Raw genomic sequence first — 20,714 nt, 5'->3', positions numbered from 1 at the left:
GTGTAGAGTTTTCGAGGGGTTTTTAAAGGATGAGCCTGCTTGCCATCGCGATTGGTATCTTGCCCATGAGCCAGTCCGCCGTCACCGACATCAAGGGCGCCGAACAGGTGCGCCTCAATGAATGCATCCGGCTGACCGAGGAAGACCCGGAAGCCGCATTCGAGGAAAGTCTGGCTTGGCTCGGCGAAGGCGGCCGGCCTGCTGCCCGCTATTGCAACGCGCTCGCGATCATCGCCATGGGCAATTACAAGGAAGGCGCCGCCCGGCTTGAAGAGCTGGCCAACGCGCCAGATGCTGGCGGTCTGGAAGACCGGGCGGTCTACCTCGCCCAATCGGGCAATGCGTGGCTGACAGCGGGATATCCCGAAGCCGCCTTGGTGACGCTCGACAACGCCGTCAAGATTGCTCAGGACGATCCGGAGATTCGCGTGGACCGCGCTTCGGCCAAGCTGATGCTGGAGCGCTGGGAACCGGCCCTGGACGACCTCGATTTCGCACTGGAAAAGATCCCGAACAATCTGTCCGCGCTTCAATTGCGCAGCCGCACTCATCTTGAACTCGACAATCTCGACCAGGCTGAGGCCGATCTCAACCGAGCCCTTCTGATCGATGGCAAGAATATCGAAACGCTGGTCCTTCGCGGTGACATCCGGGAAGCGAAAAGGCTTGCAGGACAATAAGGCAGCCGACCGCCGCCAAAGCGGGACGCGACTCCGCCATTCCTGGCCGCTGCTCGTTTCGCTCTTTGGCGTAAACCTGCCCCTCCTCGGCCTTCTTGGCTTGATGTCCGGCCATGCGCGGCAAAGCGACCTCGCCGTCATTGTCCCGGTTACGCTGATTGAAATACCAGACAAGGTTGAGCCTGAACCTGAACCGGTTCCTCCACCCGAAACAATCGCGCCAGCGCCTGCGCCCTCCGCTCCAGCGCCGCCCGAACCAAAATCACCCGAAATCGATCGCCCGACGCTCCAGTCGCCCATTGTTGCAGCGCCAGGAGAAGTGGCCGACGCCAACATGCCGGAACCTGGCCCCGATAACGACGCGGCGGACATGACGCCGACGATACGCGAACCAACACAACAAGCCGTCACGGCGCTCAAAGCGTTTCGGTGCAATCGGCTCGGCGCGGACCGTCCTGCAGATTGCGACAGCATTGGCGACGCAGTCACACCGGTCACAAAGCCAGCCTTTGCCGAGGAGCCCGATATGAAATCGAAGGCGTGGGCCGATTTCGAGCTTCAGCAGCCCGACCTCGCCCTCGCCCGCATTCTCGCCGAAGGCTGCCCGCCGAATGACGGCGTCATTAATGACGTCTTCGTGCCGACCGACAATCCGTACCTTCAGGGCGCGGCCAGCATGGTTGGCAGCCTCAGCGCAAACAGCGCGAAACCGGAGTGCGGCTAGGGCTGTCGCGCCGCCGATTTCTCAGGGTCGAGCACGCAGTCATCGAGGCCTTCATTGGCAACCACCCGCATGCGCGCCTGCAACGTCCCAGCCCGCTGGCTGACATAAGGCCCGGGCGGATCAACGCGCCATTTGTGCGGATTGGGCAGGACGGCCGCGAGCAGCGCCGCCTCACGCTCGCTCAAATCGGCCGCACGCTTGCCGAACCGGATACGAGCGGCGGCTTCTGCGCCGAAGATGCCGTCGCCCCATTCGATCGTGTTGAGATAATTCTCCATCACGCGGCGCTTGCCCCACATGCCGTCAATGAACAGCGCAAACCAGGCTTCGCCGCCTTTGCGGACATAGCCGCCGCCATTCCAGAAGAAGACATTCTTGGCTGTCTGCTGCGTGATTGTAGAGGCCCCGCGCAGGCGCCCGCCCCGCTCGCGTTCCTCAACGGCTTTCTGAACCGCTTCGAAGTCGATGCCGTCATGCTCACAGAACCGGGAATCCTCCGCAGCGATCACCGCCGTCACCAGATTGGGAGAAATACGGTCGATTGGCATGATGATGCGGCGGAACTCGTCGCCGCCCAGCGTGCGCTCCACCATGGTGATCGAGCCTGGGACCGGCACCCATTTCAGCGCCAGGGCATAGACATGGGCGAGCACGAAGAGGAGCAGCGCCAGCTTGATGATGCGCCAGATCCAGCGCCCGGCCATCGCCAAGGCGCCCGGCTTGTCGCCCGGAGGCTCCAGAGTCGGCGGTCGATCACTCTCTAGACTGGCATCAGGGCCCATTCGGCTTTTACCTCATCATCGGTTTCATCCGCGGCGCGCGCGTCTCTTTCGGCGGCAAACCGGGCCTTATCAAGGCAGGCGAGCGCCCAGACTGCAGCGCCGCGCACAATCGGATCCTCATCTTCCAGATGAGGCAGCACGGACCGTTCAACCAGATCAGCCTCACCGCTATTGCCTATCGCAATAAGCACGTTTCGCAGCATCCGGTTCCGCCCGGTCCGCTTGACGGGTGATCCGGAGAACACGTCGCGGAACGCGGCGTCATCGAGCGCCGCCAGATCCGCAAGTTCCGGCAACTTCAATTCCGCCCGCGCCCAGAGCTTTTGCTCGGAGGATCGGCTGGCAAACTTGTTCCACGGACAAACCGCCAGACAATCATCGCAGCCATAGATCCGGTTTCCCATCGCCTCGCGAAATTCGACGGGGATAGGCCCGGAATGCTCGATCGTCAGGTAAGATATGCAGCGCCGCGCATCGAGCTGATAGGGCGCCGGAAACGCCTTCGTCGGGCAGATATCGAGACAGGCGCGGCAGGACCCGCAATGGTCGGATTCGGCCTCGTCGGGCGCAAGGTCCGCCGTCGTCAGGATTGCGCCGAGAAAGAACCAGCTACCCAGTTCGCGGCTGACAAGGTTTGTATGCTTGCCTTGCCAGCCCAGCCCGGCCTTTGCCGCTAGCGGCTTCTCCATGAGCGGCGCGGTATCGACGAAGACCTTCACCTCTTCGCCGCTCAGCTCGACAAAGCTCCGCGCCAGCTGTTTCAACCGCTTCTTGATGAGATCGTGATAGTCGCCGCCTCGCGCATAGACGGAGATATTGCCGTGAGACCTTAGCGCCAATTGCTCCAGCGGATCACTGTCAGGACCGTAATTGACGGCCAGCATGATCGCGGATTTTGCATCCCCCCACATGGCGGTCGGCGCCTTGCGACGCTCCAGCGTCGCCTCCATCCAATCCATGTCGCCATGCCGGCCTTCCGAAACGAAATGCTCAAGCCGCTGACCAGCCTGCCAGGGCGTATCGGCCCGGCAAATCCTGCAATCGGAAAACCCGAGATCGAGCGCGGCCTGTTTCAGCCGCGCTTCGAGGCTGTTGCGCGTGTCCGCCATCTAGAAATCCAGATCAGCATAATGCTTGGCCGGACGCGTGCCGTCGACCTTGTCCCCAAGCAGCGGGCGAAAACTCGGCCGCGACTTTATCTTCGAATACCAGGCTTTCAGATCAGGCGTGAGATCCCAGGGCACGTCGCCGAAATAATCATAGGCCGAGAGGTGCGCCGCAATAGACAGGTCCGCCATGGTGAGCGCTCGCCCCGCCATGTATGCTCGCGTCTCGGCAAGGCCATTCAAGAACGTCATCTTGCTTTTCAGCGCATGAACCCCTGTCCGCAGAGATGCGGTATTGGTTTCGCTCGAGCGGCGTACCCATTGGTTGACGCGTTCGGTCAGCAGGGTGGCATTTACCTCTGCGAAACTGTCCTCGCTCCACCGCCAGAGCCGCCTGGCTTCAGCACATTCATTGGCGACAAAAGGCAGCAGGCGAGGATTGGCATGCGCGGTTTCCAGATACTCGCAGATTGCATGCGTACCGATCGCCGTGACCTTCACTTCAGCGGACGTATCCACCAGCGCAGGCGCGATTGCGCCGGGGGCCATCTCGATCAACTCATCCGGCAGGGACCACGGCGCCGCAATACATTCCTGATACCGGCAGCCCTTCTCGCCGAGGACGAGACGCACCGTTCTTGCCAGAGGATCGATTGGCCAATGCCACAGCCGTTTCATATATTCACACCTATAAGGCCGAATTCACCCGATAGCGACCACAACAGCACAAGGTTTTTGCGTATTCTTGCCAACCATGTTTGATGCGGCCCGCAACATGTCCTCCTGGAGAATCCCTCATGACGCTTAACAGGTTCAAAACAACCATCTTCGCTGGCGCAGCCAGCATCGCGCTTCTTTCAGCCTGCGGCCCGAATCCAGGCCCGACAGAGACCGACACCACCAGCGAAAAAATTGAACCGATCAAGCTCGAAACGCCGCCAGCCGGTCAGCTCCCCGACACTGTTATCCCGACAGCCTACAGCCTGGATCTCGTCACCGACCCGGCAGAAGCAGGCTTTACCGGCACCGCCGCAATCAAGATCCGCCTGTCTGCGCCGCATCTTCGCATCTGGCTCCATTCCCTCGACCAGACCATTGAGCGCGCCTATGTCCGCCTCGAAGACGGCACCGAGATTGAAGGGACCTTTGAAGGCAGCCTGGCCGATGGCGGCGTCTCCAAGATCGATTTCGAGGAACCGGTCCCTGCCGGCAATTCGACGCTCGTCATCGACTACCGCGCCCCCTACAATTTCGGTCTCGCCGGGCTTTACAAGGCCACGCAGAATGGTCGGCCATACCTGGCAACGCAGATGGAGCCGATCGATGCCCGCCGGATGTTCCCCGGCTTCGACGAGCCACGTTTCAAAACACCATGGACGCTGACCGTCACTGCCCCGCAAGGCAATCAGGTGATCGCCAACGCACCGCTGACCGGGACAAGCCAGCTCGACGATGGTCTGGTCAAACACACTTTCGCCCCGACCCGCCCCATCCAGTCCTATCTGGTCGCGCTGGCCGTCGGACCGTATGACATGCGCGAAGGCACTGCCCTGCCCGCCAACACGCTTCGCGCCACGCCTGTACCCTTCCGCGGATTTGCACCCGCCGGCAAGGGCGACCAGCTCAAGATAGCGATGGACGTGACCGACGATTTCGTCGGCTATCAGGAGCAGTACTTCAACTACCCCTATCCGTACGCCAAGCTCGACATCATCGCCGTGCCGGACTTTGCCTATGGCGCGATGGAGAATGCCGGCGCGATCATCTACCGCGAAAGCGCCCTGCTCATCTCGGACCGCACCTCTCTCAACCGCCGCCGCGGGGTCCTCGGCACGCACGCGCACGAACTCGCCCACCAATGGTTTGGCAATCTCGTCACTCCGAAATGGTGGGATGATATCTGGCTGAACGAAGCCTTCGCGACCTGGATGAGCAACAAGACGATGAATGCGGTTTATCCCGATCAGGGCTATGACCGCGCATCGCAACGTGGCGGCCTCGGTGTGATGGCGGCTGACAGCCTGCTGAACGCAAGGCAGATCCGTAACCCGATCGAACGCAATGCCGACATCAATGATGCCTTTGACGGGATCACATATCGCAAAGGCGGCCATGTGCTGTCGATGTTCGAAAGCTATCTCGGCGAAGATGCCTTCCGTGAAGGCATACGCGTCCACATGAAGCGCTTCGAGGACGACGCCGCAGACGTGGAAGACTTCATGACGTCGGTCGCCGATGGCAGTGGTGACACCGGCGTAGTCGACAGCTTCCGCAGCTTCATCTTCCAGCCGGGCATCCCATACCTCAACGTCGAAACGAGCTGCGAAGCCGAAGACGCCGGCCTGATTACCGTCACCCAGTCGCGTTACGCGCCCCTCGGGTCGAAAATCGACGCAGATGCATCGACCTGGCAGGTGCCCTTCGCGATCCGTATCGCCAGCCCGGCCGGCGACACAGTTGTCCGCGAGATGCTGACTGATAAGACAACTGAAATCCCGCTGGACGGCGCCTGCGCGGACTGGGTCATGCCGAATGCATCAGGCGGCTATTGGCGCTTTTCTCTTTCAAATGAAGACTGGGCCTCGCTCACCGAACAGTTCGACGCGCTCACACCGCCTCAAAAACTGGCTTTCATTGACTCGATCAACGCGGCTTTCCGCGCGGGCGATGCACCCGCAGCAGCCGTTCTGAACGCGCTGGAAGCATCCGCAACCGCTGAGTGGGATGTCGCCAATCTCTCCGTTTCGACGGCGAAGGGTTACTTCGAAGCGCTGCCTGCAGAAGACCAGGACGCGATGCGCGACTGGGCACAGGCAACCTACGGTCCGGTTTATGAGGACCTGAAGGCGCGCGCGGGCTCGCTCAGCCAGGGAGAAGAATTGCTACAGCAAAGCCTGTACGCCGCACTCCTCACCATGGGCAATATGGAGGCTGAACGCGAAGCGCTCGCCGATCGCGCCGCCGCCTTTGTCGGTGTAGACGGTGAGCCGGACCCGGATGCGGTCGACGCCGATACGCTGACGCCCGCAATTACCTGGGGCACAAAACTGGGCGGACGCGACTTCTATGAAGCCGCTCTGGAATATGCTCGCAACGATGAGAACCAGTATGAGCGCCGCATCATCCTGCAAACCATCGCCCGTAATGCTGACGAGAGCGAACTGGCTGATCTCATGAAAGAGATGCAGGGCAGCGACTGGCAGGGTCAGGAAACCTGGTCCGTCATGCAGGTCTCTCTCGCAAACCAGGCGAACTGGGACACGGCATGGGGCGTGTATCAGGCGAGCTTCGACAATTTCATCGCCCGCACGCCGGAAATTCGCAAACCGCAGACCGCCAGTGTGGTGCAGAACTTCTGTGATGCAGACAAGCTCGCCGAAGGCACAGCCTTCTTCCGCGAGAAAGCCTCCGCCATACCAGGCTATGAACGATCCCTCGCCCAGGGCAGTGAAGGCGCCGAATTGTGCAGCGCCTTCCGCGCTGAAAAGCTGAACGAACTGAGGGCAGCGATCGCCGAAAAATAGTCAAAATGCGCTTGCCCTTCGCACCTGCAACGTGCGGAGGGCAATTGCCGCAAGGGACGGCTCGGGGTACAAGCGGGAACGTCCAGACAAACAGGATTCCGCCATGCCCGATCAAGCGCACAACCCCGCAAAACCTGCGGGAAAATTGCCGCTTGAAGAGCTTCGCAAACGCTTTCGGGCGGAGGCTGAGAACGACACGTTGATGTCGCTATCACCCCAGGACAGCGACGCGCTGGCCACATCTATCGCAGAGCTGGCAGATGGTTTTGAAGGCGATGCTTCTGTTGTCCGCGTACACGATGCCCGCGGCGCCGATGGCAAACTGCTCGGCACCACTGTTCTGGAAGCCGTCAGCCTCGACAAACCTTTCCTGGTCGACTCCCTGCTCGGCCTCTGCGCCGATTTCGGGTTTGAGGTTCGCGGCCTCCTGCACCCGATCCTGACGACAGACGCAGGCACCGACCTTTCCCTGATCCAGATCCACGTGCCGCCGCTGAGCGCCACAGAATGCCGCCAGCTCAAATCGCAAGCCGAAGAGACCTTGCGGGACGTCACAATGGCTGTTCGCGACTTTGCCGCCATGCAGGAGCGCATGGCGAATGAAATTGAACGCCTCAAGAGCAGCACACTGACCGATCCGAGCATGCTGGAAGAGGCCGTCGCGTTCCTCGAATGGCTTAGCGATGACCATTTCGTATTTCTTGGAACGCGCAGCTACGATTTCGAGACCGGCCCCGACGGCACCGTGCTTCCAGAAGAGCCGATCATGGTTGAAGGCTCCAACCTTGGCCTTCTGCGCGATGAAGATCGCAATGTGCTGAACCGCGGATCAGAACCGCTTGTGTTGACGCCAGCCATCGGCTCCTTCCTGTCAGAGCCTTCGCCGCTGATCGTTGCCAAATCGACGCTCAAGAGCCTCGTCCACCGCCGCGGGCTTTGCGACTATGTTGGCGTCAAACATCTCGACGACCAGGGCCGCGTGATCGGCGAGACCCGCTTTCTCGGCCTGTACACGGCAGAAGCCTACAATGAGAGCGTGCGGGCAATCCCCTGGATCAGGCGCAGGGTCCAGAAGGTGCTGGAGGCCACCGGCGCGATCGATGGCAGCCACAATTATAAAGCCCTCACCAATATTCTCGAAACCTGGCCGCGCGACGAAATTCTTCAGGCGAAATCCGAAACACTGATCCCGCTCATGAAAGGCGCGCTCAGCCTGGTTGGACGCCCCCGCACCCGCATGTTTGTGCGCCGCGACCAGTTCAACCGCTTTGTGTCGGTGCTCGTCTTCGTGCCACGGGATGCCTATAACACCGCGTCTCGCGAGCGCATGAGCGCGCACATTGTCGACGCCTTCAAGGGCAAGCTGATTTCGTTCCAGCCCCGCTTTGATTCATCGCAACTTGCGCGCGTCCACCTGCTGATCGAGCTGACGGACAGCAACGTCCAACCGGACCTGGTGAAACTCGAAAAGGAGGTCGCCGATCTTAACCGGACCTGGGAGGACGCCTTCCGCGCCGCACTGGTCGGGCTTGACCTGCATCACGAAGATTTCGAACGGGCCAGCGGATTCCGCACCGGCTTCAATGCCGGCTACCGCGAAGCCTTCACGCCAGATGACGCCCTGGTTGATGTCGATGCAATCCGGCAGCTGACGAGCGAACGGCCTGTCAGCATGCGCGCCTTTCGCAATATCGAAGATGATGACGATACGGTCAGGGCGAAGATCTATTCCCGCAGCGGCGCGATCACGCTGTCTGACTGCGTTCCCGTTTTCGAGAATATGGGCCTGATGGTCTATTTCGAGACCGGCTACCCCGTGACGCCCTCCCCGAAACCGATCGACAACGGTCCGGCGACCTACTGGATCCATGCCCTCAAGATGCGCTCAGGGACGGGCGAAGAGCTCGACCTCGAAGCCTTTGCCTCACTTTTCGAAGAGGCTTTTGTTTCTGTCTGGATGGGACAGACAGAAGATGACCGCTTCAATGGCCTCGTCCTGTCGGTTGGCGCTGACTGGCGCGAGGCGGCCCTCTGCCGGGCGCTTTGTGCCTACCGTCACCAGACGGGCCTCGACCCGGCGCGCAGCACGCAAATCGAGGCGCTGAAACGCCATCCGAAACTGACGCGCGCCCTGCTTGAGCTCTTCTCGATACGGTTTGACCCTTCCCGGCCCGAGACCCTGTCAGAGCGCATGGCGCTCGCCCTCTCTAAACAACAGCAAATCGAAGCGCGTCTGAATGAGGTCTCGTCCCTCGACGAAGACCGCGTCATTCGTCGCCTCACGCGCCTGATCCTGGCCATCCAGCGCACCAATTTCTGGCAGCGCCAGCCAGACGGCACACCTTACCCCTTCATCAGCTTCAAGATCGCCAGCCAGGAGATCACGGACCTCCCGGCACCCAAGCCATTCCGCGAAATTTTCATGTCCAGTCCCCAAGTCGAAGGCGTGCATTGCCGGTTTGGCCCGGTCGCTCGCGGCGGACTTCGCTGGTCCGACCGCCGGGACGATTTCCGAACCGAAGTTCTGGGCCTGGTCAAGGCGCAGCAGGTCAAGAACGCGGTTATCGTGCCCGTCGGCTCCAAAGGCGGATTCTTTCCCAAACAGATCGCTGCGAATGCCACGCGTGAAGAGCGTAATCAGGGCGGCATTTCCGCCTACCGAACCTTTATCAATTCGCTGCTCGACCTGACGGACAACCTGGTTGACCATGACGTCCACCACCCTGAGAACACTGTCATCTGGGACGGCGATGACCCCTATCTCGTCGTCGCAGCCGACAAGGGCACGGCGACTTTCTCCGACATCGCCAATGAGATCAGCCTCGAGCACGGCTTCTGGCTCGGCGACGCCTTCGCCTCTGGCGGGTCTGCAGGCTATGACCACAAGAAGATGGGCATCACCGCCCGCGGCGCCTGGGAAGCGGTGAAACGCCATTTCCGCGAGATGGGCAAGGACATCCAGACCGAACCGTTCACCGTCATTGGATGCGGCGACATGTCGGGCGACGTCTTTGGCAATGGCATGCTCCTGTCGAAGGAAATCCGGCTGCAGGCGGCCTTCAACCACATGCACATCTTCATCGATCCTGACCCGCAGGATCCGCACCGTCTTTGGGAAGAGCGCCAGCGCATGTTTGATCTGCCGCGGTCATCCTGGATGGACTATGACCAGTCGCTGATTTCCGAAGGCGGTGGCATCTTTGAGAGATCGGCGAAGTCGATCACTCTGACTGACCAGATCAAGAAGCTGACGGGCCTCAGTCAGGATGAGGCAACCCCGGACGAGGTGCTGCACGCCCTCCTCATGGCCGACTGCGAACTCCTCTGGTTCGGCGGCATCGGCACTTACGTAAAGGCCTCACACGAGACACATGGCGACGCTGGCGACCGCGCCAATGACGCTATCCGCGTCAATGGCCGTGAGCTCAAAGCGAAAGTCATTGGCGAAGGGGCCAATCTCGGCCTCACCCAGGCTGGACGCATCGAGTTTGCCTTGAAAGGCGGGCGCATCAATACCGACGCAATCGACAATTCGGCAGGCGTCGACAGCTCCGACCACGAGGTCAACATAAAGATCCTGCTGTCGCAGGCGATGCGAAACGGCAAACTGCCCTCCGGCAAGCGGAACGCGCTGCTCGCCCAGATGACCGATGACGTTGCGGCCCATGTCCTGACGCACAATTACAGCCAGACCGGCGCCTTGTCGCTCGCGGAGTCGACAGCCGCGCGCGATCATGAAGCCAATGAACGGCTCATGGTCTATCTGGAGGAGCGCGGCGTCCTCGATCGCCAGGTTGAAGGCCTCCCGACCACGTCGGACATGCGTGAGCGAGCCGAATCCAGATCATGGCTGACCCGGCCGGAACTCGCCGTTCTCATGGCATGGTCGAAGATTACCCTGTTCGATGACATCATCGCGTCGAAAGTCCCGGACGATCCGTGGTTTGTCGAAACACTGGACGGCTATTTCCCCGACGAGCTGCACAAGTTCACGGACGCCATGCAGGCCCATCGGCTGCGCCGCGAAATCATCGCAACCGTTCTGGCGAACAGGCTCATTGATGCTGGCGGGCCGCTGATGCTGCTGCGCCTTCGAGAACGGACAAATTGCGAGAACGCCGCGATCTGCCGCGCCTTCGAAACGGCGCGCGTCCTGCTCGGACACGCCGAGTATCGCGCGGCGATTCACGCTCTCGACAACAAGATCAGCGCGGATGCCCAGACGGACCTTCAGCAGCTCGGCGCCGACGCAATTGCTGAAATCATTGCGGCCCTGCACAGACAGTCTCGCGACCTGAGCGTTCAGGACGCCGTCGATACCTATGCGCCCGCCTTCGAAATCCTCGGCCAGAAGCTCGCCGATACGCTTGGCGGGTTCGAATTGAGCCAGCTGCGCCGGCGCACCCAGTCTCTTATAAACGCTGGCGCCCCCGAAGACCTGGCCGCCAGGGCCGCCCTGATGCCGCTTTTGCCGATCGGGGTGGACCTCGCTTCGATCTGCGCCTCAACCGGCGTCGATCTTGAAGATGCGTTCTCAGCCTATCTGAAGATTGGCGAAGCCCTTCGCCTCGATCGCCTGCGGGCCGAAGCGTCCCGCAATCTTGACGATGCGAGCTATTGGGAACGTCTTGCCACGCGCCGACTGATCGAAGACCTGCGCAGACACCAGGCGGATGCCGCCTCTCAGGCGCTAAGCTCCGGCGAGCCCGACAGCTGGCTGAGCGAACGCGAAGGCAACCGCAAGCAACTGGTGCAACAGCTCAACGCCTTGTCGTCATCAAAAGCCAATTTCGCGCAATTCACACTGGCAGCCGATGCCGTCCGCAACTTCATGGCGCAGTCGACTTAGCAGATCGTGGGTATCAGGAGAGATCGGGATGGGCCCGCCAAACGGGGACGTGTCTGACGGGCCCTACAGACTCTCCGCAGGCTGGGTGGGGGGACGCACGCGGAGGCCTGATCTAAGAGCAGTGGCAAGAGGTGCCGCTGCGAATGAACACTATGATTTGATCCCCATATCTTGCCAAGCTTAGTCAGCAGAAGTTTCTGCAGTGATAATACTATCACTATGGCCATGTTCAGCAACGAAATCACCCGGTTTTCCGTCCGCAGACAACAAGATTGCAATCCATCTTGTGGAAGAAGACTGTGAAAACAAGATCATAAGCAGAACAGTGAGCGGGGCCGACAGAAACATGCCGGGGATTCCCCAGATCGCGCCCCAGATCGCCAAAGACAGCAAAACAACCAGAGCGGACAGATTCAGCGTCTCGCCCATAATCCTTGGTTGCACGAAATTTCCGATCATGAACTGCCAGAAGCTGACGCCGAGAAACACGATGCCCGCATAGATATAGCCCTCATTCGTCCCTTCGCCCGGAATCCAGGCCGGCACTTGCGGCTGCACCAGCGCAAACAACAGAGGGACAAAAGCGGCAACGATCGAGCCGATCGTCGGAATATAGTTCAGAACGAAGATCAGGGCCGACAGAAATAGGGCATTTTCAACCCGAAGGACCAGCAGCGTCACATAGGTCAGGCCTGTGATCAGCGCCGATATGACGGTCTGGGTCCACAGATAGGTCTCAATCCCTCTGCGGGCCGCATCGCCCACCTCCCGCACCCGGTCGCGATTGCCGGAATCTGGAAACAGCCGATCCAGCTTTGCGCCCCAAGCGGACTGGGCGATGAAGAGGAAGGCAACATAGATCAGAATGATGACGAGGTCGCCTGAAAGGTCCCCGGTGGCAGTCGCGATCGTGCCGACGAATTTCTGACCCGTGTCATTGAATACGATTTCTGTCAGCGTCGGCGCACTTTCCATTTGCAGCACGCCATAGATGTCGGCAATCAACTCGTTGATGCGCGTCTCATAATCGCTCGCCTGCCCGCCAAATTGAGCGATCCCCTGCGCCAGCAAGGCGATAAAAAATCCGAACCCCAACAAGACCGCAAGAATGGCGAATGCCCGGCTTACCGTTCGTCCTACGAATCCGATCTGGTTATGGATCGCCCTTGCGAACCCCTCCATCACCAGGAAAAGAAAAACCGCCATCGCGAATGGCGCGAGGATGGACCGTGACTGGTAAAGCATCGCGATGATCACGCCCGTAGCGATGATCCATATTCCGACAATACCGGATCGCATCGTCATTCGTCAGTGTCTCCCCCCTCCGAACCTTCTACCGGCAACCGCGCCATATGAAAGTCCCGCACCAAATGAACCAGCGGCCTGACAGCAAAGAAAAATGAGCCGATCAGGAACAGCCAGGTCCCCGCATTCTGTGTCTTATCGCTGAAAAATAGCGCTGAGCCAATAATGAAGGCAATGGCTGCGAGCGCGTCAATGGAATCATAGACCCACGAATATCTCTGATAGACCTTGGCATGGGTGTCGGTCTGAAAATTGAGCCACTTTGACTGTTTGCTCATGATGTCCTCCTTTCAGGTGTACAAGCGATGCACGTTTGTCCTGTTCCATCTGGAGCAGCCATTGCGCGCTTTGCCGATACCTGCAATTGCGTCTAGCTTCATGGCAACTGGCAGGGAGTTCTAGCATGGCGAATGCAATTTATGTCGGCGGCGGCGGCCCGGAGCAGAATGAAGCCCAGACGCTTCTTCTCAATCGCGCGAACCGGCACGGCATCATCGCAGGTGCAACCGGCACAGGCAAAACCGTCACGCTGCAGATTCTGGCCGAGGGCTTTTCAAACCAGGGCGTTCCCGTTTTCTGTGCCGATGTGAAAGGCGACCTTTCCGGGCTCGCCAAGTCAGGCACTGAAGATTTCAAACTGCACGATGCTTTCATGTCCCGCGCCACGAAGATCGGCTTTGCAGAGGACTATAGCTATCACGACACGCCTGTCGTCTTCTGGGATGTCTTCGGCAAGAAGGGACACCCGGTCCGCGCCACCATCTCGGAAATGGGCCCCACCCTGCTCTCGCGTCTGATGGACCTCACCGAGACTCAGGAAGGCGTTCTCACCGTCGCATTTGAATATGCCGATGATGAGGGCCTGCTCCTTCTGGATCTCAAAGACCTGCAAAAGCTCCTCATCCATCTCGGGCAGAAAGAGGTCCGCGACGATGTCTCGCTTCGCTATGGCAATGTCGCGACAGCCTCGCTGTCCGCCATCCAGCGCAGCCTGCTTGGCCTGGAGCGCGATGGCGCCGAGGAGTTCTTCGGCGAGCCTGCGCTCGACCTGATGGACCTGATGCGCACGTCGCGCGATGGCCGCGGCATCGTCAACATTCTGGACTCCACCCGCCTCATCAATTCGCCGAAGCTCTATTCGACGTTCCTGCTGTGGTTGCTGTCTGAGCTGTTCGAACGCCTTCCCGAAGTCGGTGACCCCGACAAGCCGAAGCTGGTCTTCTTCTTTGATGAGGCCCACCTGCTCTTCAATGATGCGCCCAAAGCCCTGCTGGCGAAGATCGAACAGGTCGTCCGGCTGATCCGCTCCAAGGGCGTGGGTGTCTATTTCGTCACCCAGAATCCGCGCGACCTGCCAGACAGCGTCCTCGCCCAGCTGGGCAACCGTATTCAGCATGCCCTTCGCGCCTATACGCCAACGGAACGCAAAGGCGTCAAAGCCGCGTCGGACAGTTTCCGGCCCAATCCGGATTTCGACACCGAAGAAGTGATCACCCAGCTCGGCACAGGCGAGGCGCTCGTCTCGACCTTGGATGAGAAGTCCGCGCCTCATGTCGTTCAGCGAACCCTGATCCGCCCGCCATCTTCCCGCCTCGGCCCCATCACTGACAAGGAACGCGCCGAGATCATGGCCGACAGCCCTGTCGCCGCGACGTATGACGAGGCGATTGACCGGGAGTCAGCCTACGAAATCCTGATGGAGAAGGAAGAGCAGGCCGCCAAGGAGGCCGAACGGCTCGCCAAGGAAGAAGAAAAGGCCAAACGGGAAATCGAGAAGAAGAAGTCGCGCACCAAATCGCGCTCGCGTCGTCAGACCCCGGCAGAAGCGGCCGTGAAGACGGCAACCCGCACATTTGCCAGAGACTTCACCCGCTATGTTCTTCGCGGAATCCTCGGCAGCCGAAAGCGCTGATCGAAAATTGCTGCGCTGCACGCAACCACACGATGCGGAGCAACTGTGATGCGGAATCCTCGTCACAAAAGTTGAGAAAATCTGTTGCAGAACTGAAACTGAAACGTCGCCGAACAGTCATGTAACACTGATAGCCGCCTCTCATTCTTAATGAGGGGTGAACTCGATGAATTTCAAACTCGGTAAGCTGGCAGCAGCCAGCGTTGTCAGCCTTGGACTGGCACAAATGGCGCACGCCGACGTGCTTGAAGGCACCGTCACCGATGGATCCGGCGAAGCCGCCCTGGAGGGCGCGCTGGTCAAAATCGAAGGTCTGAACCGTACGACCAGCACCGGCCGCTTTGGCGACTATCGTTTCTCCGGCGTCCCGGCCGGTCAGTATGATGTCACGGTTTCCTATATCGGCGCAGATCCGATCACCCAGACCGTTACGATCACGGGCGACTCATCGGCTGACTTCCGCCTCGGCGGCGATATTCGCTATCTCGACAACGTCCTCGTCGTTGGGTCTTCGGCGGCCCAGGCCGGCGCCATCAACCAGCAGCGCGCCTCTGACGCCATCATTTCGGTGATCGATTCTGACGGACTGGGCAATTTCCCGGACACAACGGTCGCCGATTCGCTTTCCCGCGTTCCCGGCCTCTCGATCAAGACCGACCAGGGTGAAGGCCGCTATGTTTCCATTCGCGGCATCAACCCCGACCTCATCGCCGCCTCCATCAACGGCGTTCGCACGCCCTCGCCGGAAGATCGCCGCGGCGTCCTGCTGGACGGCGTTCCGTCGGATCTGCTCGACGGCATCGAAGTCCAGAAATCGCTGACACCGGATGTCGACGCCGACACGCTTGGCGGTGTGATCGACCTGAAGACGATCTCCGCGTTTGACCGTGATGGCCGGTTCATCCGGGGCAAGATTGAAGGGGCGTACAATGAGATCACCGAAGAGGTCTCCCCGAAGGCAACCCTGACCTATTCAGACACCTTCGCCGACACAATCGGCGTTGCCCTTTCGGTCAACTATCAGGACCTCAGCATCGAAACGCACAACAATGAAACCGGCGAGTTCGGACTCACAGACGACGGCATCGGCTATCTCAATGACGACTACGAGATGCGCTGGTACGACCTGAACCGCCAACGCCTCGGTTTTGTGGGCAACTTCGACTGGCGCTTCAGCGAGAACACCGACCTTTATCTGCGCACCCTGTTCAACAATTACGAAGATGACGAAGTTCGCAACAAGTTTGAGTTCAAGGACCTCGACGACTCTGAGGATGACGGCATCATTGCCCCTGGCTCGCAGACCGTTCCACTGAACGAAGTCGATGCGGAGGCGCGCAAGCGCCGCGAAGTTCGTCAAATCCAGACTTACTCGCTAGGCGGCGATACCGCCTGGGATGACTGGAACTTCAAATACGAGGTCTCCTACGCCTACGCCGAAGAAGACGACAGCGACAATCACGATGTCACGTTCCGCTTTGAAGACATTCAGGATGCGGCCGCCGATGCCGGCCTGACCGACACCAATGTCGTGTTCGACTTCAGCAACCCTGAAACGCCCGTCCTCTCCGGCGACGTGCTCTCTCTCGTTTACGACCCGTCCAACTACATCATGGACGCATTCGAGGAGGAAAAGACCACCAACGAAGACAAGGAAGTCGCCGCGCGCTTTGACGCCGAGTATGACAGCGTAATCGGCAACACGCCGGTCACCTGGAAAGCCGGTGTAAAGCTGCGGGACCGTGAGAAGACGCGCGACGCGAATGTCATCTTCTGGGAAGCCGATGAAGACCTTAACCTCTCGCCTTATGTTGGCTCACGCCTCCTGTCAGGCTGGCGCCTGCCGAACCCGATGGTCGAGTGGCCGGACGCAAACCTGACCACCGCCCTGCGCAATGGGGCTGGCCCAACCTTCGAACTGGACGAGGACGCAACAAACTTCGACAGCCTCGCCGAAGATTTCACCATCGAGGAAACGATCACGGCCGTTTACGGCATGGGCACATTCGACATCGGCGATCTGACCCTCGTGGCTGGTGTTCGCATGGAAGACACCAAGACCGATCTGACCGGCAACGTCTTCGCCGAAGAGGATGATCCGGCAAACCTTGTGGCTCGCGAGGTGTCGAACGACTACAGCCACTGGCTGCCATCGGTGAACGCCAAGTACCACTTTACTGACAAGATCATTGGCCGCGCCGCATATTACGCTGCCGTCGTTCGCCCGTCCTTTGGCGAATATGCGCCCTACACGCTCTTCAATGACGACCGCGACGAGCTCGAAGTCGGCAATCCGAACCTCGACCCATACGAAGCGGACAATTTCGACCTCGGCATCGAGTTCTACCCGACCGAATTCTCCGTGCTGTCGATGGGCGTCTTCTACAAAGAGATCGACAATGCGATCTATCCGGCGACCTATGAACGCGATGAAGACATCAATGGGGACCTGATCCCGGTCGCAGACTTCCGCGCCCTCGTGCCCGTCGACCTGACCTATCTCACTGATGCCCAGCTGGCCGATGTCGAGGAGATCGAGACCTACATCAATGTCGGCAAGAGCGAGATCACCGGTGTTGAGTTCAACTATGTCCAGGACCTCGGAGACGTGTCGGAGGCGCTGGATGGCTTCCTCCTGTCGGGCAACCTGACGCTGACCGATTCTGAAAGCACGCTGCCGGATGGCCGCAAGGTGCCGTTCCTGCAACAGTCCGATACGGTCTGGAACATCGCTCTCGGCTACGACAAGGGGCCATGGGACCTGCGCGTGTCGGCGAATTTCCGCGGTGCCCAGCTTGATGAGCTCACCGAAGAAAACCTCGACCGCATGACCGATGAGCGCACGCTTGTCGAAGCGTCGGCCAAGTACAAGCTGAACGACCATGTCCAGCTTTACCTTGAGGGCAAGAACCTTACCGATGAGCCTGAATACTACTATTTCGGCAGCAAGCGCCGTCTCTCGCAATATGACGAGTTCGGCACCACCGTCGTCTTCGGCGCCCGAATGACTTACTAGTCTGGCTCAAACATCGATTGCGCGGGCCGGTGCGATCAGCGTATCCGGCCCGCAGGACTCTTTGACAGGATATTCCCAAATGAGATTTTCTGCCCTGGCACTTACCGCCATTTCCGCCTTCGCCCTTACTGCCTGTGAAACCAACGATGTCTGGATTGACGACGGCATCGCTGCAATTCCCGTCGCCGCCAGCTTTGAAACGGCTCCCATGACCGGCATTGGTGACCGCGCCGATGACCCGGCCCTCTGGGTCAATCCCGACTACGTCTCCAAGAGCCTGATCCTCGGCACCAACAAGGAGGAGGGCCTGCACGTCTACAATCTGTCTGGTGACGAAGTTCAGTTCCTGGATGTTGGCCGCCTGAACAATGTCGATGTCCGCGGCAACATCGCGGCGGCATCGAACGACGAGTTCAACGCGATTTCATGGTTCGCGATGGCCCCGTCGTCAGAGACGGTTTCCCACTGGTTCGACAGCCCGACCGAAAAGGAAGAGCCGTACGGCATCTGCATGGGCAGGATCGGCGATGATTATCTCGCCATCCCGACCTACAAGGATGGCTCCATCCAGATCTGGAAAAGGTCGGGCACCTATGGTGCGCCGTCTGCCGACCTCGTCCGCACAGTGCAGGTCGGCCAGTTCGGCCCGAAACAGCTCGAAGGCTGCGTCGTCGATGATCGCGCCGGTGTGCTGTTCATCGGCGAGGAAGAGCACGGCATCTGGAAACTCGACCTGCGCGATCCCGACAGCACCCCCGAAATCGTTGACACAATCGCCGCCGCAAACGGCCTCGTCGCCGATGTCGAAGGCATGGATATCTGGGAAGGCGAGAACGGCGAGGGTTATCTCGTCGCATCCGCACAGGCCGCAGACCGTTTCGTCGTTTACGACCTGAAAGCCCCGCACGCGCCGCGCGGTATCTTCACGGTCACCGAGAGCGCTGATGGCAGCGTCGACGCGGTCAGCCATACAGACGGTCTCGATGTGAACTCAGCGCCCCTGCCCGGCTATCCGCGCGGCATCCTCATCGTTCAGGACGACGCCAATCCGGACCCGGAAGTCGATCAGAACTTCAAGGTCGTCGACTGGGCAGCGATCGAAGCGGCGCTCGGGCTCGACACAAATTAAGCCAAACTGAACGACTGCTGGCGCCCCGTTGACGCGTTTTGACGCGGCTTCACGGGGCGTTAGCGCTTTTAATTATGCCTCTGCGCGCTTAGATATCCACCAGCTATATCAAAGACACTCCGGAGGACTGAATATGCAGGACTATCTCAAATTCTATATCAATGGCGAATGGGTCGACCCGGTTGAGCCGCGCACACTCGAGGTCGAAAACCCGGCCACTGAAGAGCCGTTTGCGCGTATCTCGCTCGGCTCCGAAGCCGATGTCGACAAGGCCGTCGAGGCCGCTCAGGCTGCCTTCGAATCCTTCTCGCAAACCTCGGTCGAGTATCGCGCCGAACTGCTCGAGAAGATTGCCGCGGGCATCAAGGAACGCAGCAGCGACATGGCCAAGGCCATTTCCGACGAGATGGGCGCACCGATGTGGCTCGCTCAGGCCGCCCAGGTCCCCGCTGGCATGGGTCACTACATGACCGCCGCCAAGATCCTGCGCGAATATGAATTCGAAGAGCAGCGCGGCAAGACCCTTATCCGTAAAGAGCCGATCGGCGTTTGTGGTTTCATCACCCCATGGAACTGGCCGCAAAACCAGATTGCCTGCAAGGTGGCTCCAGCCATCGCGACAGGCTGCACCATGGTTCTCAAGCCGTCTGAAATTGCGCCGCTTGATGCAATGGTTATTGCTGAAATCTTCCACGATGCTGGCGTACCACCAGGTGTGTTCAACCTCGTCAATGGCGATGGACCCGGCGTTGGCGCCTACATGTCCCAGCATCCTGGCATCGACATGATGAGCTTCACCGGTTCGACCCGCGCTGGCTCGCTCGTCTCTCAGGCGGCGGCGCCGACGGTTAAGCGCGTCGCGCTCGAACTGGGCGGCAAGTCGCCAAACATCGTCCTGCCGGATGCAGACCTCAACAAGGCGGTCGCTGGCGGCGTCATGCACATGATGAACAATACAGGCCAGTCCTGTAACGCCCCGTCCCGTATGCTCGTCCAGCGCGACCAGCAAGACGAAGCGATCGCCATCGCCAAGGCCACGGCCGAGAAGGTTCAGGTTGGTGCCGGTGCCGACGCTCCGAAAGGCGCGATGGGCCCGATCTCCAACGGCAATCAGTGGAACAAGGTTCAGGATCTGATCCAGAAGGGCATCGACGAAGGCGCGACGCTGGTCACCGGCGGCACCGGCCGTCCTGAAGGCTTCAATAAAGGCTACTTCACCAAGCCGACCGTCTTCGCCAACGTCACCAACGACATGACGATCGCCCGCGAAGAAATCTTCGGCCCGGTGCTGTGCATCCTGCCATATGACACCGAAGAAGACGCCATCAAGATTGCCAATGACACCGTCTACGGCCTGGCTGGCTACGTGCAGTCTTCCGACATCGACCACGCCCGTGACGTTGCCAACAAGATCCGCGCTGGCAACATCCACATCAACGGCGCTGGCGGCGACCTGAATGCGCCATTCGGCGGCTTCAAACAGTCAGGCGTCGGCCGTGAGTGGGGCGACTTCGGCTTTGAGGAATTCCTTGAGGTCAAAGCGGTCCTCGGCCACAGCCCGGCCTGACCCTCGCTTCAAGACACAAGACAGAGCCCGCAGCCATCACACTGCGGGCTCTTTCAATTGTACCGTCGACACATCACATAGGAAGACAGGAGCAAAACACGTTGTCTGGCGTTCAGTTTG

13 protein-coding genes are annotated in these 20,714 nt (G+C 59.8%); 8 read left to right on the top strand and 5 right to left on the bottom strand.

Features of this window, described 5'->3' with window-relative positions; genetic code table 11:
• Positions 1-29: 29 nt before the first annotated feature.
• Both WNY37_RS04335 and WNY37_RS04330 read left to right on the top strand, forming a co-directional pair.
• Entirely contained in the window at positions 30-680 is a 651-nt protein-coding gene (locus WNY37_RS04335) for a hypothetical protein (RefSeq protein WP_342972234.1), read from the top strand.
• The gene (locus WNY37_RS04330; protein ID WP_342972233.1) at positions 667-1,404 is read left to right on the top strand and encodes a hypothetical protein; all 738 of its coding nucleotides are present in this window, start codon (positions 667-669) and stop codon (positions 1,402-1,404) included. The genes WNY37_RS04335 and WNY37_RS04330 overlap by 14 nt, the downstream gene beginning before the upstream one ends.
• On the opposite strand, the gene mtgA is transcribed toward WNY37_RS04330, so the two are convergent.
• The 3 genes from mtgA to WNY37_RS04315 are packed head-to-tail and all read right to left on the bottom strand — an operon-like array spanning position 1,401 to position 3,970.
• Positions 1,401-2,186: a monofunctional biosynthetic peptidoglycan transglycosylase gene (gene mtgA / locus WNY37_RS04325; protein WP_342972232.1), complete on the bottom strand. Its 786-nt coding sequence runs from the start codon at positions 2,184-2,186 to the stop codon at positions 1,401-1,403. The genes WNY37_RS04330 and mtgA overlap by 4 nt on opposite strands.
• Entirely contained in the window at positions 2,165-3,295 is a 1,131-nt protein-coding gene (queG, locus tag WNY37_RS04320) for a tRNA epoxyqueuosine(34) reductase QueG (protein WP_342972231.1), read from the bottom strand. The genes mtgA and queG overlap by 22 nt, the downstream gene beginning before the upstream one ends.
• Entirely contained in the window at positions 3,296-3,970 is a 675-nt protein-coding gene (locus WNY37_RS04315) for a glutathione S-transferase family protein (RefSeq protein ID WP_342972230.1), read from the bottom strand. It lies immediately after the preceding gene.
• Between the two features lie 119 nt (positions 3,971-4,089).
• Here WNY37_RS04315 and WNY37_RS04310 point away from each other — a divergent pair, with 119 nt between their 5' ends.
• Positions 4,090-6,816 (top strand): M1 family metallopeptidase, encoded by a 2,727-nt coding sequence (locus WNY37_RS04310; RefSeq protein ID WP_342972229.1) that lies wholly within the window; start codon positions 4,090-4,092, stop codon positions 6,814-6,816.
• Between the two features lie 103 nt (positions 6,817-6,919).
• Positions 6,920-11,665, top strand: coding sequence for an NAD-glutamate dehydrogenase (locus WNY37_RS04305; RefSeq protein ID WP_342972228.1), 4,746 nt, complete (start codon positions 6,920-6,922; stop codon positions 11,663-11,665).
• A gap of 180 nt (positions 11,666-11,845) precedes the next feature.
• On the opposite strand, the gene WNY37_RS04300 is transcribed toward WNY37_RS04305, so the two are convergent.
• Positions 11,846-12,970: an AI-2E family transporter gene (locus tag WNY37_RS04300; RefSeq protein WP_342972227.1), complete on the bottom strand. Its 1,125-nt coding sequence runs from the start codon at positions 12,968-12,970 to the stop codon at positions 11,846-11,848.
• Complete coding sequence (locus tag WNY37_RS04295) at positions 12,967-13,248, bottom strand: YrhK family protein (protein ID WP_342972226.1); 282 nt, start codon at positions 13,246-13,248, stop codon at positions 12,967-12,969. The genes WNY37_RS04300 and WNY37_RS04295 overlap by 4 nt, the downstream gene beginning before the upstream one ends.
• A 125-nt stretch (positions 13,249-13,373) precedes the next feature.
• Here WNY37_RS04295 and WNY37_RS04290 point away from each other — a divergent pair, with 125 nt between their 5' ends.
• The 4 genes from WNY37_RS04290 (at position 13,374) to WNY37_RS04275 (ending at position 20,594) form a co-directional block, all read left to right on the top strand.
• The gene (locus tag WNY37_RS04290; RefSeq protein ID WP_342972225.1) at positions 13,374-14,882 is read left to right on the top strand and encodes a helicase HerA-like domain-containing protein; all 1,509 of its coding nucleotides are present in this window, start codon (positions 13,374-13,376) and stop codon (positions 14,880-14,882) included.
• A 166-nt stretch (positions 14,883-15,048) separates the two neighbouring features.
• The gene (locus WNY37_RS04285) at positions 15,049-17,898 is read left to right on the top strand and encodes a TonB-dependent receptor (RefSeq protein ID WP_342972224.1); all 2,850 of its coding nucleotides are present in this window, start codon (positions 15,049-15,051) and stop codon (positions 17,896-17,898) included.
• A gap of 79 nt (positions 17,899-17,977) precedes the next feature.
• Entirely contained in the window at positions 17,978-19,027 is a 1,050-nt protein-coding gene (locus WNY37_RS04280) for a phytase (protein ID WP_342972223.1), read from the top strand.
• Positions 19,028-19,160: 133 nt separating this feature from the next.
• Positions 19,161-20,594: an aldehyde dehydrogenase family protein gene (locus WNY37_RS04275; RefSeq protein WP_342972222.1), complete on the top strand. Its 1,434-nt coding sequence runs from the start codon at positions 19,161-19,163 to the stop codon at positions 20,592-20,594.
• Positions 20,595-20,714: the final 120 nt, after the last annotated feature.

Origin of the sequence: Henriciella sp. AS95, assembly GCF_038900055.1 — a bacterium.
In the GTDB taxonomy this organism is placed as follows: domain Bacteria; phylum Pseudomonadota; class Alphaproteobacteria; order Caulobacterales; family Hyphomonadaceae; genus Henriciella.
The sequence above is the reverse complement of the archived record's forward strand: the minus strand, read 5'-3'. Positions and strand labels throughout refer to the sequence as shown.

What these genes read in the sequence shown, in the direction of transcription:
- WNY37_RS04335 (WP_342972234.1), top strand. Translation starts at nt 30, where the DNA reads ATGAGCCTGCTTGCCATCGCGATTGGTATCTTGCCCATGAGCCAGTCC.
- mtgA (WP_342972232.1), bottom strand. Translation starts at nt 2,186, where the DNA reads ATGGGCCCTGATGCCAGTCTAGAGAGTGATCGACCGCCGACTCTGGAG.
- queG (WP_342972231.1), bottom strand. Translation starts at nt 3,295, where the DNA reads ATGGCGGACACGCGCAACAGCCTCGAAGCGCGGCTGAAACAGGCCGCG.
- WNY37_RS04315 (WP_342972230.1), bottom strand. Translation starts at nt 3,970, where the DNA reads ATGAAACGGCTGTGGCATTGGCCAATCGATCCTCTGGCAAGAACGGTG.
- WNY37_RS04310 (WP_342972229.1), top strand. Translation starts at nt 4,090, where the DNA reads ATGACGCTTAACAGGTTCAAAACAACCATCTTCGCTGGCGCAGCCAGC.
- WNY37_RS04305 (WP_342972228.1), top strand. Translation starts at nt 6,920, where the DNA reads ATGCCCGATCAAGCGCACAACCCCGCAAAACCTGCGGGAAAATTGCCG.
- WNY37_RS04300 (WP_342972227.1), bottom strand. Translation starts at nt 12,970, where the DNA reads ATGACGATGCGATCCGGTATTGTCGGAATATGGATCATCGCTACGGGC.
- WNY37_RS04295 (WP_342972226.1), bottom strand. Translation starts at nt 13,248, where the DNA reads ATGAGCAAACAGTCAAAGTGGCTCAATTTTCAGACCGACACCCATGCC.
- WNY37_RS04290 (WP_342972225.1), top strand. Translation starts at nt 13,374, where the DNA reads ATGGCGAATGCAATTTATGTCGGCGGCGGCGGCCCGGAGCAGAATGAA.
- WNY37_RS04285 (WP_342972224.1), top strand. Translation starts at nt 15,049, where the DNA reads ATGAATTTCAAACTCGGTAAGCTGGCAGCAGCCAGCGTTGTCAGCCTT.
- WNY37_RS04280 (WP_342972223.1), top strand. Translation starts at nt 17,978, where the DNA reads ATGAGATTTTCTGCCCTGGCACTTACCGCCATTTCCGCCTTCGCCCTT.
- WNY37_RS04275 (WP_342972222.1), top strand. Translation starts at nt 19,161, where the DNA reads ATGCAGGACTATCTCAAATTCTATATCAATGGCGAATGGGTCGACCCG.